Origin of the sequence: Flavobacterium zhoui (genome assembly GCF_042787235.1) — a bacterium.
GTDB classification, from domain to species: domain Bacteria; phylum Bacteroidota; class Bacteroidia; order Flavobacteriales; family Flavobacteriaceae; genus Flavobacterium; species Flavobacterium zhoui.
Genome location: NZ_JBHZPY010000001.1, coordinates 78,038 through 93,440, shown reverse-complemented (window position 1 = coordinate 93,440; position 15,403 = coordinate 78,038). Strand labels below are relative to the sequence as shown.

General features: G+C 33.3%; 10 protein-coding genes. All 10 read right to left on the bottom strand.

The annotated features are described in order from the left end of the window. Window positions 1-82: 82 nt before the first annotated feature. The 10 genes from ACFX5F_RS00435 to ACFX5F_RS00390 all read right to left on the bottom strand — a co-directional run bounded on the left by ACFX5F_RS00435 (window position 83) and on the right by ACFX5F_RS00390 (window position 15,403). A complete protein-coding gene (locus ACFX5F_RS00435; protein WP_379848865.1) occupies window positions 83-505 on the bottom strand; it encodes a hypothetical protein in 423 nt (140 codons plus the stop codon). A 148-nt stretch (window positions 506-653) separates the two neighbouring features. Further along, window positions 654-1,679, bottom strand: a complete 1,026-nt coding sequence (locus tag ACFX5F_RS00430; RefSeq protein ID WP_379848863.1) for a fasciclin domain-containing protein — start codon at window positions 1,677-1,679, stop codon at window positions 654-656. Window positions 1,680-1,741: 62 nt separating this feature from the next. Further along, on the bottom strand, window positions 1,742-5,077 hold the full coding sequence (locus tag ACFX5F_RS00425) for a TonB-dependent receptor (RefSeq protein ID WP_379848861.1): 3,336 nt from the start codon (window positions 5,075-5,077) through the stop codon (window positions 1,742-1,744). A 331-nt stretch (window positions 5,078-5,408) separates the two neighbouring features. After that, window positions 5,409-7,061, bottom strand: a complete 1,653-nt coding sequence (pgi, locus tag ACFX5F_RS00420) for a glucose-6-phosphate isomerase (RefSeq protein ID WP_379848859.1) — start codon at window positions 7,059-7,061, stop codon at window positions 5,409-5,411. A 174-nt stretch (window positions 7,062-7,235) separates the two neighbouring features. Then, window positions 7,236-8,456: a M23 family metallopeptidase gene (locus ACFX5F_RS00415; RefSeq protein WP_379848857.1), complete on the bottom strand. Its 1,221-nt coding sequence runs from the start codon at window positions 8,454-8,456 to the stop codon at window positions 7,236-7,238. Between the two features lie 23 nt (window positions 8,457-8,479). Next, window positions 8,480-9,415 (bottom strand): tryptophan 2,3-dioxygenase family protein, encoded by a 936-nt coding sequence (locus ACFX5F_RS00410; RefSeq protein ID WP_379848855.1) that lies wholly within the window; start codon window positions 9,413-9,415, stop codon window positions 8,480-8,482. Then, window positions 9,415-10,185 (bottom strand): DUF3108 domain-containing protein, encoded by a 771-nt coding sequence (locus tag ACFX5F_RS00405; protein ID WP_379848853.1) that lies wholly within the window; start codon window positions 10,183-10,185, stop codon window positions 9,415-9,417. The genes ACFX5F_RS00410 and ACFX5F_RS00405 overlap by 1 nt, the downstream gene beginning before the upstream one ends. Before the next feature lie 293 nt (window positions 10,186-10,478). Beyond that, on the bottom strand, window positions 10,479-11,639 hold the full coding sequence (gene hppD, locus ACFX5F_RS00400) for a 4-hydroxyphenylpyruvate dioxygenase (RefSeq protein WP_379848851.1): 1,161 nt from the start codon (window positions 11,637-11,639) through the stop codon (window positions 10,479-10,481). A 198-nt stretch (window positions 11,640-11,837) separates the two neighbouring features. After that, window positions 11,838-12,995: a homogentisate 1,2-dioxygenase gene (locus ACFX5F_RS00395; RefSeq protein ID WP_379848849.1), complete on the bottom strand. Its 1,158-nt coding sequence runs from the start codon at window positions 12,993-12,995 to the stop codon at window positions 11,838-11,840. A gap of 206 nt (window positions 12,996-13,201) precedes the next feature. After that, window positions 13,202-15,403 (bottom strand): patatin-like phospholipase family protein, encoded by a 2,202-nt coding sequence (locus tag ACFX5F_RS00390; RefSeq protein WP_379848847.1) that lies wholly within the window; start codon window positions 15,401-15,403, stop codon window positions 13,202-13,204.

Here is a 15,403-nt window from a genome sequence, read left to right as displayed (position 1 = left end):
TACTCTTCTTTTAGTTAATCCTATTTTACAAAAACCATACCTAGATAAAAAAAGCTCTATTTCTAGAGCTTCAATAGATTTTTTAAAACCACATAGACCATGGAATTCTACTCAAAATAAGGAGTAATCCTAAACCATAAAAAATAGAAAAAGTTTTGAATTTTGATTCGCTTGTTGTCAATTTTTTATGCTTAGACCATCCTATTGTAATCAAAGCAATCCCAATAATATTGATTAACGGGTGTTCTAACGAAGTCAATCGCAATGCTTTATCTGACATTTGACCAAAAGATGCAAAACCCAGCGGGGAAACAAAATATAAAATCAACCCTATCAACAGTTGGGTGTGTATTCCTATTAATCCAAACAATGCTATTTTCCTGTCTTTTTCAGTAAATTCTTTTTTGGAAAACATTCCAATAAATGAATTAATCACTGCCACAACTAATAAAAAAAGCGCTAAATAAGCCCAACCAGAATGAAATTTTTGAATAAATTCGTACATATAAATAGTTTTTGTTTTAACAAATATAAGAAAAAAAGGCATAAAAAAACCACTTATTGCTAAAAGCCAAAGTGGTTTTATAAATGATATTATAAAAAAAACTACCCAAAATAAATTTTGAGTAGTTTATAAAATCTAGATTAAAGTCTTACAAAAACGGTTGCAATACTTTATCTATTATTTGAATTACGCCATTAGTACCTTGAATATTAATTACTTTAATTGTACCGTTACTAGTTGCTACAATATCTTTAATTTTAACGGTACCTAATAAGATTGTAAATTTATTAGGAGTATATAACGTTGTAACAGAAACATCAGCAGTTGCGGTAGAAGAAGTAAATGAAGTAGCTGAACTTGCCGTTTTATTACCGTTTTCTAAATGATATTTTAAGATGTTTGTAATTTGAGCATCAGTTTTACCAACTAAATACCCTCCAGTTCCTTTAGCTGCAGTGAATGCATCATTATTTGGAGCATAAACCGTAACAGCTGCAGTTCCAGTAGCAGCATTTAAAATTGCCAATATTGACGCTTGTGGAGTGCTTGTAACAACACCTAATAAAGAAGACAAACTCGGATTCGAAACGATTTGATTAACAATTGTCGGCAGTTTTAACACTCCATCGATAGTATATAAAATTCCATTGCTAGCATCAACATCAGCAGTAGTAACTTTAGCTCCACCATTTGTAGCACCAGCATTTAAGATAATATCAGTACCTGATTTACTAATAAATAAGTTTAAGTTAGCTCCTGTAGTCGCAGTAGCAGTTGTTTTGATAAACGCAAATGTTTTAAAAGTTCCTGCTGCTACTAAATCAGCAGATCGAGTTCCAATTCCAATTACATGGTTTTGTAAAACTAATTTTAAATTAGCAATATCAGCCGGAAGAACCATAGCATTGATACTAGCGCTTGTAATACCTGCGGCAGTAAAAGCAGCATTTGTAGGAGCAAAAACAGTATATGATCCCGGATTACTCAAGGTAACATCTAAACCTGTTTTTTTCAATGCGTCTACTAAAATACTGAAATTAGCTGGATCAGCTTGTGCAATTTCAACTATAGATTTCAATTTTACTACTTCTTTTGTATCGTCAGTACAAGAGAATGTCATAAGAGCAACAGATAAAACTGTAAAAAAATATAGGATTTGATTTTTAATTTTCATGATTATTTATTTTATGATTATATACTAATTGTCTATTTAAATGTTTTTGTATTATAATTATTTTATTTACCGAAAGTATATCTTAAAGTAAATTGTGCTTGCCAAACATCAAAAACTGATGCATTCTTTTGGAAGGTATCTTTTGCTAAAAATCTTTTCCCTTCATTATCCGTTTGTAACGCTAAAGTATAAAAAGGAGTAAAATTATTAGAACTACTTGGTGCTTGAGCTACTGCTAATATATTTGTTGTTGTTGCTCTTTGAGATATACCCCAATTACGATTCAAGAAGTTTGTGAAATTTAAAACATCAGCTCTAAATTGGAAACTATTCTTTTTACCTGCAATTTTAATAAAGAAATCTTGAGTTACAGATAAATCTATTCTGTGTAACATTGGCAAGATATTTTTGTTTCTCTGTACATATTGACCTCTATTAGACGACAAATATGGATCCTGATCAATGAATTTATCAAAAGCCTCTTGTTGTTGAGCCTCTGTATACAATACAATTGAAGAACCACCTAAGTTTTGAGAAATTGGAGAAAAACGCATATCTGAAGCTTTGTTAGGCACAAAAAGTAAATCATTACCATTAATACGATCTCCATTCAAATCTCCACTATACGTATAAGAAAACGGACTTCCTTGTTCTCCAATGTAACCTAAATTAATTGAAGTAGCTGCTCCTGTTTTGTCACCGTATTCAATTTTATAACCTACAATCCCTACATATCTATGTGGAGTATTGTTATTAGACAAACCTAATGGTAAGTTATTATTTCCATTTACAGATCTGGCACCTGACCAACTTCCTGATGCAGTTGAACCTGCTGAAAGTAAATCATTAGCTTGTGAATGCGTATAAGAGAATGAACCCCAAAGTCCATTTCTATAAGGATATTCTAACTTGAAAGTTGTAGAATAAAAATACCCTTTGTTTGTATTATTAAGAACAATTGCATTAGAAACATTATTGTTAATACGTACCCCGTTGTCATTTCCTGCGAATAAAGGTCTATTATCCGGACCGCTTATTGTTCCAACTGGGTTTTCAAAATTGGCGTTATAATACCCTACTTCATTGATATTTTTACTAAAAATACCTTCAATTGTACCTACAAAACCTAATGGTAATTTTTGATCAACTGCAATAGTAGTTTTCCAAACTTGTGGAAATTTATATTTTTTATCCGTAAAAGCTAAATCAAAAGTTGATGGAAGCGTAGGAGTTGCTGGTGTGAAATATTGTGCTGGATTTGCAGTAAAACCATAACCACCTGCTCCAACAGCTGCATCACCTGCATCTACTATTCCTGTAAGCACTCCATTATTCCCGATTGCATTAGACAAAAACACAAGGGGCGGTCTTCCTGTAAAAACTCCAGATCCTCCTCTAACTTGTGTAGTAGCGTCTCCAGTTACATCTAAATTAAAACCTACTCTTGGCTCAAAAAGGTATTGCGTATTTGGCATATCGCCAGTATTCAATTTTTGACCATTAGCAAAACTTAAAGCTGTTACCTTGGGATTCTCAAGTGCCGTATTTTCAAAAGATACTCTTGTAGCTCTAACACCCACTGTAAGTTTAAACTGATCGCTTACTTTTACCTCGTCTTGTACATAAACATCAATTTTATCAGATTTTAAAATCTGTAGTGGCTCTTCACCTCCAGGCAATGCTGAATATCTAAATTGAGTTCTAACTGGTAAGTTAGAAACAGAAGGCGCACCATTTAAAGCGATTGATTCATTGGCAGCATTATAAAATTCATCTAAAGAGTTGAATATAAATACGCCATTTGAACCTGAGAAAAATAAATTTTCAGATTTGAAATGCTCATAATTCACACCAAACAATAGTGTATGCTTTCCTAAATACTTTGTTACATTGTCTGTAAAGTGTAAAGTAGAATAATTTAATTTATTCCCTTGTGTAAAAGGATCTAAACCTACTGACATAAGAGTTAAGTTCCCTACTGTATTAGGGCTTACTGTTCCATTTTTAATGTCAATTGTAGGGAATAAACCTCCACCTTGTAAACCTCTATCCTCAATTTGTTTGTCATAACCTGCAATAAAATTATTACTCCAAGTTGACGATAATTTACTGTCTAATTGCAAAACAATAGATCTAGTATTATCTTCTACAACGTATCCACTATTCTTAAATGACATTGCATTTGCATTCGTTCTTCTATTTCCAAATCCTAATGAATTAGAATTAGATGTCAATTCATCAGAAGATGAATCATGATGAACGTAACGTACTGAAAATTTATTATCATCGTTTATATTCCAGTCAATTTTAGCAAGGAATTTTTTTGACACTTTAGCAGCATCATAATTTTCCCAAGGACCTGTCGTGTAATTAAATTTATTCTGCATAAAATCAGAAAGCGTTTGCATTTGAGCATAAGTCGGTGCCGAAACCTGAGTACCTCCATTTGGAGAATTAGTAGAAGTCCATGTTGTAGCAGGACTTGTATTATCAATAGTCTCGAAATTTCCGAAGAAAAACAATTTATCTTTGATGATTGGAGCACCAATTCTTGCTCCCCAAATTTTCTCATTAAAAGTAGCGGGTGCTATTCTTAATTCTCCAGCCTTTGTTCCAACAAAATCTTTTTTATTACTTCTGAAAGAGTTGTAAACTGATCCTTCAATTTCATTAGTTCCACTTCTGGTAACCCCATTGATTCCTGTACCAGTAAAACCAGATTGACGAACATCAAATGGCGCTATACTTACTTGTAACTGCTCAATAGCATCCAACGATATTGCTGTAGAACCTGTTCTTCCTCCTGCTTGTGCGTCAGAACCAAGACCAAAACCATTATTAAAAACTGAACCATCAATGGTAAAATTATTTAATCTTGAATCTTGTCCTCCAAAAGAACCTCCACCACCAGCATTAGCATTGTATTTTGTGATTGAATTAATAGATCTCGCGCCAATTACTGGCACAGCATTAATCTGTCTGTTTGAAAACTGTTGCGAAGCTCCAGTTCTTCCTTTTGAGAAAACACCGTTCGATTTTGTTTTAGTTATAACAACCTCTTGAAGTGAATTTATTTCGTCCTCAAGTGAAACGTTTACAGTAGTATTATTTCCTAACGGAGCATTAACTTCAGTTATTTCTGCTTGTTTAAATCCTACATAAGAAACCTTCACAATATAAGGACCTCCTGGTCTAATTGCAGGAATAGCATAAGCCCCAGAAAGATCTGAACTAGTATTATACTTTGTACCTGATGGTTGGTGAATCACTTGTATGGATGCACCTGTAAGTTTTTTTCCCGAAGTTGATTTTACTGTTCCCGAAATCCCTGAGGTTGTAACCTGGGCATATCCGATTACCGACAGAAAAAAAATAAAAAGAAATGTAACTTTTTTCATTTTTGCTTTTTTGTTTGATTTATTAATTATTGGCAAAAATATAACATTTTTACTTTGAAAAGTTAATATAACGTTAAGAAAGCATGTTTTTAATATAGATATATTGCTATTAAATAAATTAATTATATAAACAGTTAAATATTTACACTTAAGTAAATTATATCTTAATTCTATTGCTAATTTCATAAAAAAATAACATTCGAAAAAAAATAAAAATCACCAAATTTAATTAACCAAAAAACTATCATTTAGCTACTTATAAACAGAAAACCCCAATTTTCTAATGAAATAGGGGTTTTCCTGTAAGTTAGTGTAAAATAAAAAATAGAGCCTATTTATTCTTCAAAAAATAACTCAATAAAAAAGCAGTTGAACTATCGTGATTTTTTACTTTTTTGGTATTAATTTCCTCTAAAATAGAGCTTGCTAGTTGTTTTCCAAGTTCAACACCCCATTGATCAAAACTAAAAATATTCCACACAATCCCCTGGACAAAAATCTTGTGTTCATATAATGCAATTAGAGAACCTAAGGTTTTTGGAGTCAGTTTTTGTATTAAGATAGTATTTGTGGGCTTGTTGCCTGTAAAAACTTTAAATGGCAAAAGAAAATTTGCATTATCAGCAGGCAACCCTTGTTTGTCAAATTCTGCTTGAACTTGCTCTTTTGATTTTCCTTGCATTAAAGCTTCTGTTTGAGCAAAAAAGTTAGACATCAATTTATCATGATGATTTTCATCTCCGTACAATGGTTTTACAAATCCAATAAAATCAGTCGGAATCAACTTAGTTCCCTGATGAATTAATTGAAAAAAGGCATGTTGAGAATTAGTTCCCGGCTCACCCCAAATAATAGTTCCGGTTTGATAGTTTACCGCATTACCGTCTCTGCCCATGCTTTTACCATTACTTTCCATCGTTCCTTGCTGCAAATAAGGCGCTAATTTTTGCAAATATTGGGTGTATGGAATCAAGGCTTCGCTTTCAGCTCCAAAAAAGTTATTGTACCAAATACTTAATAAAGCCAAAATGACTGGCGCATTTTGATCGAAATCAGTAGTTTTGAAATGTTCATCCATTTCATTTGCACCGCTCAATAATTCGTCAAAATTTTCAAATCCTACAGCTAAGCTTATCGAAAGACCAACTGCACTCCACAAAGAAAAACGGCCACCAACCCAATCCCACATAGGAAATACATTGTCAGGATTTATTCCAAATTCAGTTACTTTTTCAATATTGGTAGAAACCGCAACAAAATGTTTAGCAACATCTTCTTGAGCTGTCCCGAAGTCTCGGGATAAAAACCATTTTTTGATAGTTTCAGAATTAGTAAGCGTTTCTTGTGTAGTAAATGTTTTGGAAACAACAACAAAAAGAGTAGTCTCTGGATTTAATTTTTTGATAATTTCATTTACATGATCCCCATCAACGTTTGACGCAAAATGCACGTTTAGATGGTTTTTATAAAATTGTAATGCTTCAACTGCCATAGCTGGACCTAAGTCTGACCCACCAATACCAATGTTTACAATATCAGTAAAAGATTTCCCCGTAAATCCGGTTCTTTTACCAGAAGTAACTTCATTTGTAAATACCTTTATTTTGTTTTTTACATCATAAATTTCAGGAACAACATTTATACCGTCAACATTTACAACAGCTGATTCTTTGGCTCTTAAAGCCGTATGAAGCACAGCTCTATTTTCTGTTTGGTTGATAATCTCTCCATCAAAATAATCTTTGATCGCGCTTTTAAGTCCAACTTCATCTGCCAATTCCAGCAACAATGCAATCGTTTCCTGAGTTATGATATTTTTTGAATAATCAATTAAAAAATCATTCCATTTCAAATTGAATTTTTCTGTTCTTGAAGTATCGGATAGAAACATTTCATGCATCGAAGCTTTTTGCATTTCTTCATAATGCAATTCAAGTTTCTTCCAAGCTACTGTTTCTGTTGGGTTTATCGTATTTAATGCCATTTCTATTTGGATTGTAGTTCTATTTAGTTTTTGGCAAAAATACTGAAATTAGTTTTAATGAAAAATGCGTTTACAATTATATAACAATATATTATAAAAACGCTGAATACCTAAAGTTTTGAATTGCTAATCAAGATTTTTAGGGAAATCCATTATTCTATAAATAGAACAAAATTACAAATTAGAAACACTATCTAATTCCCATTTTAGAGGAGCAATCGTCTTTAAAAATCGACTTTTATCTCTACCGCTCATAGGTTCACCGTTAGGTAGTTTAAGTCTTAAAGCATCAACCTGAACTCCATTTTTCCAAAATCTATAACACACATGGGGACCTGTTGCTAAACCTGTACTTCCCACTCTCCCTATGACTTGCCCTTGATTGACATGTTGTCCGCGTCGCACCAAAATTCTCGACATGTGCAAATATTGGGTCGAATAGGTCCCATTGTGTTTCACTTTGACAAAATTTCCGTTACCAGCAGTAAAACCTGTTTGCTCTACAGTCCCGGCAGCTGTGGTTGTGATAGGCGTTCCATAGGGCGCAGCATAATCTGTTCCTTTATGCGCTTTCCAGGTATGTTGCACAGGATGAAATCGATTAGAAGAAAATCGGGATGAAATTCTGCTGAATTTTATTGGTGTTTTGAGAAAGAAATTTTTTAGTGTTTTTCCTTCCTCATCATAATATTCTATTTTACCTGATGACGGATTTTGAGCATAAGGAAAGGCATAAATAATTTTTCCTTTATATTCAAAAAAAGCTGCTTCAAGATCTTCTACACCATCATAAACCGTGTCATTTATAAATCGCTCTTTGAAAGTAATTCCAAATCGATCCCCTTTTTTTAGTTTAAAAAAGTCTATTGACCACGCATATATTTTAGATATTTTACTCGCTAACGAACCTTCTACTTTAGCATTTTCTAAAGTTTCAGACAAAGATCCTTTAAGTAACCCGCCAATCGTTCTATTCTTAAAAGTAAGCGGATAGGTTTTTTCATAAGCGACTACGGTTGTATCACGTAAATCAACAACATAATAGTGTAATGCATCTGGCTGGTAAATAAAAACCTGTAATTTGTTGGTTTTATTTTTGGATCTAAGCAAGGTATAAGGCTTGTTCTTTCTTATAATCCTGACATCAAACGAGTCCTTTACTTTTTTAACAATATCAAATACCTCTCTGTTGCCAATATTTTGTTTTTGTATAATAGTACTGAAAGTGTCTCCCTTTTTTATAGTGTCCTTAATGACGTTGAAATCAGAATATTTAAATCCAAATTCAACTTTTTTGGACACCGGCCTCACAATTTCATCCTCAAAAGTAACTTCGGATTTCTTGCACGATATAAATGAAAATAAAATTACGATACCAATTAATACTTTCTTCAAACTGTAATTCATTTGTAATTTAATTATTTTTCTTCTCCCCAATTTGCCAACTCATCAGTTGACCATAATTCAGGAAAAAATATTCTTCTTTGATACTTAGGATGCATGTATTTTTTCCAATCGCTTCCACCAGTTGCTTCTCCACTTCCTTTCCCGCTTTGATCAATATATTTCTTTGCTGTATTAAGATGTTGCATCACCCAAGTAATATTCACTGTATGATCATAATGGCGCATTGCGTTAATCAATTCAGGATTTTTTTGATCCAAATCAGGTAGCTGTTTGAATTTTTGCCAAATATTTATGATGTTGTATTCCTGCATATGACTCAAGAACATCTTTTTGTATTTTTTTTCAAACTCTTCTAACAAAAATGATTTTTTTCCCGTTTTATAATCTTTACCTGCAGCTTGCCAATACAAATGTTCAAATGCAAATTCAAAAGGAGTGTTTCTGTCAATCGTATCTCTAAAACGGTGATCTATTAGATTTATTAGATCTGTAGACGAAAATTCTATTAATCGATATTGCGCACTTTGAAAACCACTTGCTGGTGTAAGTGTATTTCTAAATTTCATGTATTGCTCAACTTCCATTCCATCTCCCATAATACTGAAAGAAGTGGTCAGCATATCAAAGTACCGACTGATTCTCATTAACCTTTCTGTAAAAAAATCAGTTTCAATGTTTTGTGCGTACGAAATTTGGTTCATCTCCCAAAGTATCATTTTAAAGATCAGTTCGTTTACCTGATGATACATGATAAAAACCATTTCGTCCGGAAGAGTTGTTCTTTGAATTTGAAGATTTAATAACGCATCGGTTTGAATATAATCCCAATAAGTAATTGGTTTAGACCAAAGTAATCCTTCTAATTGCGTCTCCGTTTTTTGGTTTATTGCCTGGTATTTAAGCTCAATTTCTTTTAAAATTTCTTCCGAATTACTGTTATCAGTCATTATTTTTTTATTTTAAACGGGCTCTTCAATCCTTTGAATGCATCCAAATCTGCTTTGATTGACCCTACAGCCAGACTTGCTTTGATTCGTAATGGTAATTTATTATCGTCGTCTGATACCCATACCGTTAGACTTTCCTGCTCCTTAAAAACGCGCCCTGATTGAACAAGAGGTCTAAAAATCATAGCGGAAACAGCGCCAAATTTAGTTGTAATATCCTCACGTCCAATAAATTTTAACTTAAACTTTGTAGTTTCATCATCAAAAAACATATCAATTGCTATTGATTCCCCCACCTTTAATTTATCAATACCTTGGTAATTTCTTAAATAATAAAAGGCCGACAATATATCTTGCGTATTTTTTGGAATGATAAGTGTTTTTTCCTCTTTGTGCTTATAATCCTTAACAAGAACTCTGTTTGTAATTTGATTAAAAAATCCTTCTTGATTTTTAGTATAACCACCTTCGTTTATATTTCTCACAAATTGATGAGGGTTTCCGGTTTCTTTATCAATGTAGCTTTCATATAAATCATCTACTTTGAAAAAAAATCGAGACATTCCCGTAGTATACCCTTTCCCGATTACATGAAATGATTTTTTGGCATTTACAGTTGCATCTTTAACTTCTAAAGTCGCGTAACCTGCATTCACTATACCGTAATGGATTCTGAATTTAAACCATTCACCCACATCGTATGCGTCTTCCTTTTTAGAATCGAAACTTACAGTTGTTACAAATATTAGGAGTAGTAGTATTTTTTTCATTGCTTTTTTTGTCAGATTATTGACCGTTACTGCAAATTTTGTTCCAAATATATTAAAACAAAAAAACTCAGTCAAATAATGACTGAGTTTTTATGCTATTAACTAACCAAAAAACTATAAATTATGAAATTTATATCAATTTCGGAAGGAAACCACCCCTTCCTGTTTTGCGAGTGCAAAGGTAATTAACAAACCCAGTATTTTTTAGTAAAAAATACACTTTAACACAAATTACTCAAAAATACAGGTAATTCGTCGGTTAAAATTTCACATTACATAAAAAAAACATACTTCTATAGCGTTCCTCGTAATGCCTGTTCTCTTTCAATTGATTCAAAAAGCGCTTTAAAATTACCTGCACCAAAACCTTTGGCTCCCATGCGCTGAATAATTTCGAAAAATAACGTTGGTCGATCTTGTACGGGTTTTGTAAAAATTTGTAATAGGTACCCTTCTTCATCGGCGTCAACCATTATCGCAAGTTTCTCGATTTCATTCAAATCTTCTTTCATCATTTTCATGTGCTCTCCCAATCGTTGCGGAATAGCCTCATAATAAGTATGTGGCGGAGCTGATAAGAATTCGATTCCTCTTGCTTTTAATTGCGATACGGTTTTGATAATATCGTCCGTTGCAATGGCGATATGCTGAATTCCAGGTCCACCATAAAAGTCTAGGTATTCCTCGATTTGCGATTTTTTCTTTCCTTCGGCAGGTTCGTTGATTGGAAATTTGATTCTTCCGTTTCCATTAGACATTACTTTACTCATCAAGGCCGAATATTCGGTATTAATTTGTTTGTCATCAAAAGAAAGAAAATTTACAAATCCCATTACCTCTTCATAGAACTTAACCCAAGTATTCATCTCATTCCAGCCTACATTACCCACCATGTGGTCAATATATTTTAATCCTGTTGGTTCTGGATTGTAATCTGATTTCCATTCTTTATAACCAGGCAAGAAAACACCATTGTAATTTTTTCGTTCGACAAAAATATGAACGGTTTCTCCATAGGTATAAATTCCGGAACGCACTACTTCTCCAAATTCATCTTTCTCCACTGTCGGCTCCATAAAAGAGCGAGCTCCACGTTTCATAGTTTCTTCGTACGCACTGGTTGCATCTTCTACCCATAACGCAGCAACTTTTACTCCGTCTCCATGTTTTCTCAAATGTTCTTGTATTGGAGAATCTTGTGTTAAGGGCGTGGTCAATACGATGCGGATCTTATCTTGTTTTAGCACGTAAGACGTTCTGTCTCTCACTCCCGTTTCTAATCCTGCATAAGCCAATGATTGGTAACCGAAAGCCGTCTTATAATAATGTGCGGATTGTTTTGCATTTCCTACGTAGAATTCTACATAATCGGTTCCTAATAAAGGAAGGAAATCTTGTGCTCCTTCAAATATTTTCTCTAGTCCGTATTCTACTGATTTTACTTCTTTTGACATGGTATTTATTTTTTTATTCTATAAATCTGATTTTGCAACGCGAATAACGCCGATAAAACCGATTTACAAAGATTTTATTAATTTAAAAATATGTTGTTATTTATACTGAAGCCCTAGCCCTGATAGCAGTGAAAATCCTTTTTTGAGGTTTTTTAACCGAAAAAAAGATTGCAACGAATAGCAGGAAATAGCTCCTTATTACTCCACCCAAGATTTGTAATACTGGCCATCGTCTAGTCCCATTGCTTCTTCGGTTACCATTAAAGGACGGAATGTATCCACCATTACGGCTAACTCATGGGTTTCAGTATGTCCAATACTGCGTTCCATAGCGCCTGGTGCCGGTCCATGAGGAATTCCTTTTGGGTGCAATGTGATATGACCCTGCTCAATATTATTACGTGACATGAAATCGCCATCTACATAATACAAAACCTCATCACTGTCTATGTTGCTGTGATTATAGGGCGCAGGAATGGCTTTTGGATGGTAATCGTACAGCCTTGGAACAAAAGAACAAACCACGAAAGTCGAAGTTTCAAAAGTTTGGTGTACTGGTGGTGGTTGATGAACTCTACCTGTTATAGGTTCAAAATTGTGAATGCTGAATCCATAAGGAAAATTATAACCGTCCCAACCTACAACGTCAAAAGGATGTGTAGCATAGATTATTTCGTGCATCATTCCCTCTTTTTTGATTTTGATCAGGAAATCGCCTTTTTCATCATACGTTTCTAACTCATTTGGCAAAATAAAATCGCGTTCGCAGAACGGAGAATGCTCTAAATGTTGCCCTGAATCATTTTTATACCTTTTTGGCGTATAAAAAGGAGCGAAAGACTCAACGTAGAAAAGTCTGTTTTCGGATGTTTCAAAATCAATCTGATAAATCATTCCACGCGGAATAATAAGATAATCTCCATATTCAAAAGGAATATTTCCCATCATGGTGCGCAATTTTCCCTTTCCTTTGTGAATGAAAATCATTTCATCAGCATCGGCATTTTTATAGAAATAATTACGCAAAGACTGTCTTGGCGCAGCGAGTCCTATAATACAGTCTTTGTTTACAAGCATCGCTTTGCGACTGTCCAGAAAATCATCTTCGGGTTTTAGGTCAAAACCTTTCAGCAATAAAGATTTTATGTTTTTGCCAATGGCGATTTTTGGTTCAACCGAATACGATTTTGTTATTTCTTTTATTTGAGTTGGTCTGTGAACATGGTAAAGCAAAGCGGAATGACCATGAAAACCCTCCGTTCCAAATAGTTGTTCGTAATACAAACCTCCATTTGGTTTTTCGAATTGCGTGTGTCTTTTTTGGGGAAAATTTCCCAATTTATGGTATAAAGGCATGACTTTTTAAATTATATAATTATACAATGAGATAAAAAAAGTATTTAGATAATGATCGAATTAGATTGATTCAAGTGAATCTCTATTATCTAATTAATTTCTCATTCAGGATTTCTCTTGATAAGAAATTGCAGATATCCTAATAAACCGGTCCAAGTTGTTTTCATAATAACAAATATCGGAATTATTATTGAAATAAATTACAATTAAAACACAAACCCAATACTAAACCAGGTATATCCTTTTTTAGTTTCAGGTGACCAGGAATGTTTAATTTCTATAGGTCCAATTATCGTTTCTAATCCATATCCTGCTGCATAACCTGTGTATTTGGGTATTGAAATCCAGTTTACCGTTTCAAAAAGCCTGTCCCCTATGTTAGCGACATTTACCGAAAAATTAAAATGATTGTTTTTATAAAACTCATAATCTATGGTTCCTGTGGATTTAATATAGCTATTTCCCGCAATACTTAAGAAATCATATCCATAAAAATGTCTGAAATTATTTATCATATTATAGCCATATCCTCCTAAAATAAAATCAAAGAAAGCAACACTTTCAGGACCAAAAGAAAAGCCTGCTTCCGTTTGAAATTTAACTGTAGTATTTTTGAAAAGGGTTGCTGCTATTCCAAAATCACCTTTTGCAATAGAAAAAGGTTTAAAATTCCTGGTATAATTTGACGAAAATAAATAGGACTGGATGTCACCTGAAAAACACCATCCTTTTGTAGGGAAATATTTATTGTCAAAAGAATCATATTTCATGTATCCAAAAATACTGGCATAGGTACTCTTGTCGATTAAAGGATTTATATTTGATAAAGTTTCAGAATTTATTTTCAAAAATTTATATTCGATTCCACCTCCTATTAAAAACTTTTGCACAAACAAGGATTGAAAATAGAGCTGATTTGTAACATCTGAAAAATCGACATTTATAGAGCTGATTCCTAACGGAGACAAATCTATACTGCTTATATCACTGGTAACATTCCTGTTGAACTGATTAAATTGTGATTTAAAACCTAAACTTAAATTAAATCCATTCTCAATATAATAATCAAAATTATATCTAAAGTTATCCCCCAAAACTAAATCTAAAGATGCAATGTCATTTTTAAACAACGTTTTTTTACGGCTCAGGTTTATTAATACGGCACTTTTAAATAGTCCGTCATAATGCAATCCAAATTTCAAGTAGGATTTAGTCGCATTCTCTTTTAAACTAAGATTCAACTCATCCCCATTCTTGTTGGGGTCTAAACTGTATGATATTGTACTAAAGTTCTGCGTGGCGTTAATGTTATTTATTCCCATTAGCAAACCCTTATAATCCGTTTTGACACCTGGCTTAAATCTTAATTTCCCTATGACATACGCTTTTGTATAATTATCCAACTCATTACAATTGATATCGTTAATTTGTAAACTGTCGGATTCCATTTTTAGTTTCGGCTTCTTATATGGATTTGACTCATCAACAAGCATCTTTATCTTTTCGTAAACAGCGAATGTTGCGTCTTCACCTGTTCTAATAATATCTTTCCCTTTGTCAAAAGAAATCACTCCGAATCCCTTAATATCTGGTTTTACGTAAATATCCGTTTCTTTAATATTTTGCTTCATTCGTTCTATTGAATGAAGGTTTGTAATTTGAACTAAAATTCTTGTTGCGTTTTTAAGCTGTGTTCTGTCTAATAAATCATCTTGAACATCTACCCCAATTATAATATCAGCACCCAATTCCCTTACGTGCTCAATTGGATAATTATTGGAAACCCCTCCATCAACTAGTAATTTTCCATCAATTTCAACCGGAGAAAACAGAGATGGAAATGCGGAACTAGCCATCATTGCTTGTGCCAAATTACCTTTATTTAAGAGCACCTCACGTCCTGTTTCTATATCAGTAGCAATACATAAAAAAGGAATTGGAAGCTGACTGAAGTCTCTCACATGCCTAACGTGCTTTGTCAGTCTGCTCATTAAATTATAATTGTACATCCCCTTTGATAACGCTTCCGGGATTCCAATTTTAAATTTATTAAATGGCAACACCAATGCATATAATTCATCATTACGCTTTTCATAGAAATTTTTTGATGTCCTTGGAATGAAATCGTTTAATAATTCATCGAAATTTGTTGCCTGAAAAATAGAATCAATCTGACTTGCATTGTATCCCGAAGCATACAATCCTCCCACAACCGCTCCCATACTGGTACCGCCTATATAATCAATCTTGATTCCTGATTCTTCTAAAACTTTCAAAACACCAATATGTGCAAATCCTTTGGCGCCACCGCCACTCAGAACCAAACCTACTTTAGGTCTTTTTTGCTCTTGTGAAAACAAAGTGAAACTCATAAAATAAACAATGAATAATAGAGCAATCTTCTTCAT

Bases quoted from the DNA above. Each gene is read 5' to 3' on its own strand.
- hppD (WP_379848851.1), bottom strand. From the start codon at position 11,639: ATGTCAAAAGAAGTAAAATCAGTAGAATACGGACTAGAGAAAATATTT.
- pgi (WP_379848859.1), bottom strand. From the start codon at position 7,061: ATGGCATTAAATACGATAAACCCAACAGAAACAGTAGCTTGGAAGAAA.
- ACFX5F_RS00410 (WP_379848855.1), bottom strand. From the start codon at position 9,415: ATGACTGATAACAGTAATTCGGAAGAAATTTTAAAAGAAATTGAGCTT.
- ACFX5F_RS00425 (WP_379848861.1), bottom strand. From the start codon at position 5,077: ATGAAAAAAGTTACATTTCTTTTTATTTTTTTTCTGTCGGTAATCGGA.
- ACFX5F_RS00430 (WP_379848863.1), bottom strand. From the start codon at position 1,679: ATGAAAATTAAAAATCAAATCCTATATTTTTTTACAGTTTTATCTGTT.
- ACFX5F_RS00405 (WP_379848853.1), bottom strand. From the start codon at position 10,185: ATGAAAAAAATACTACTACTCCTAATATTTGTAACAACTGTAAGTTTC.
- ACFX5F_RS00390 (WP_379848847.1), bottom strand. From the start codon at position 15,403: ATGAAGAAGATTGCTCTATTATTCATTGTTTATTTTATGAGTTTCACT.
- ACFX5F_RS00395 (WP_379848849.1), bottom strand. From the start codon at position 12,995: ATGCCTTTATACCATAAATTGGGAAATTTTCCCCAAAAAAGACACACG.
- ACFX5F_RS00435 (WP_379848865.1), bottom strand. From the start codon at position 505: ATGTACGAATTTATTCAAAAATTTCATTCTGGTTGGGCTTATTTAGCG.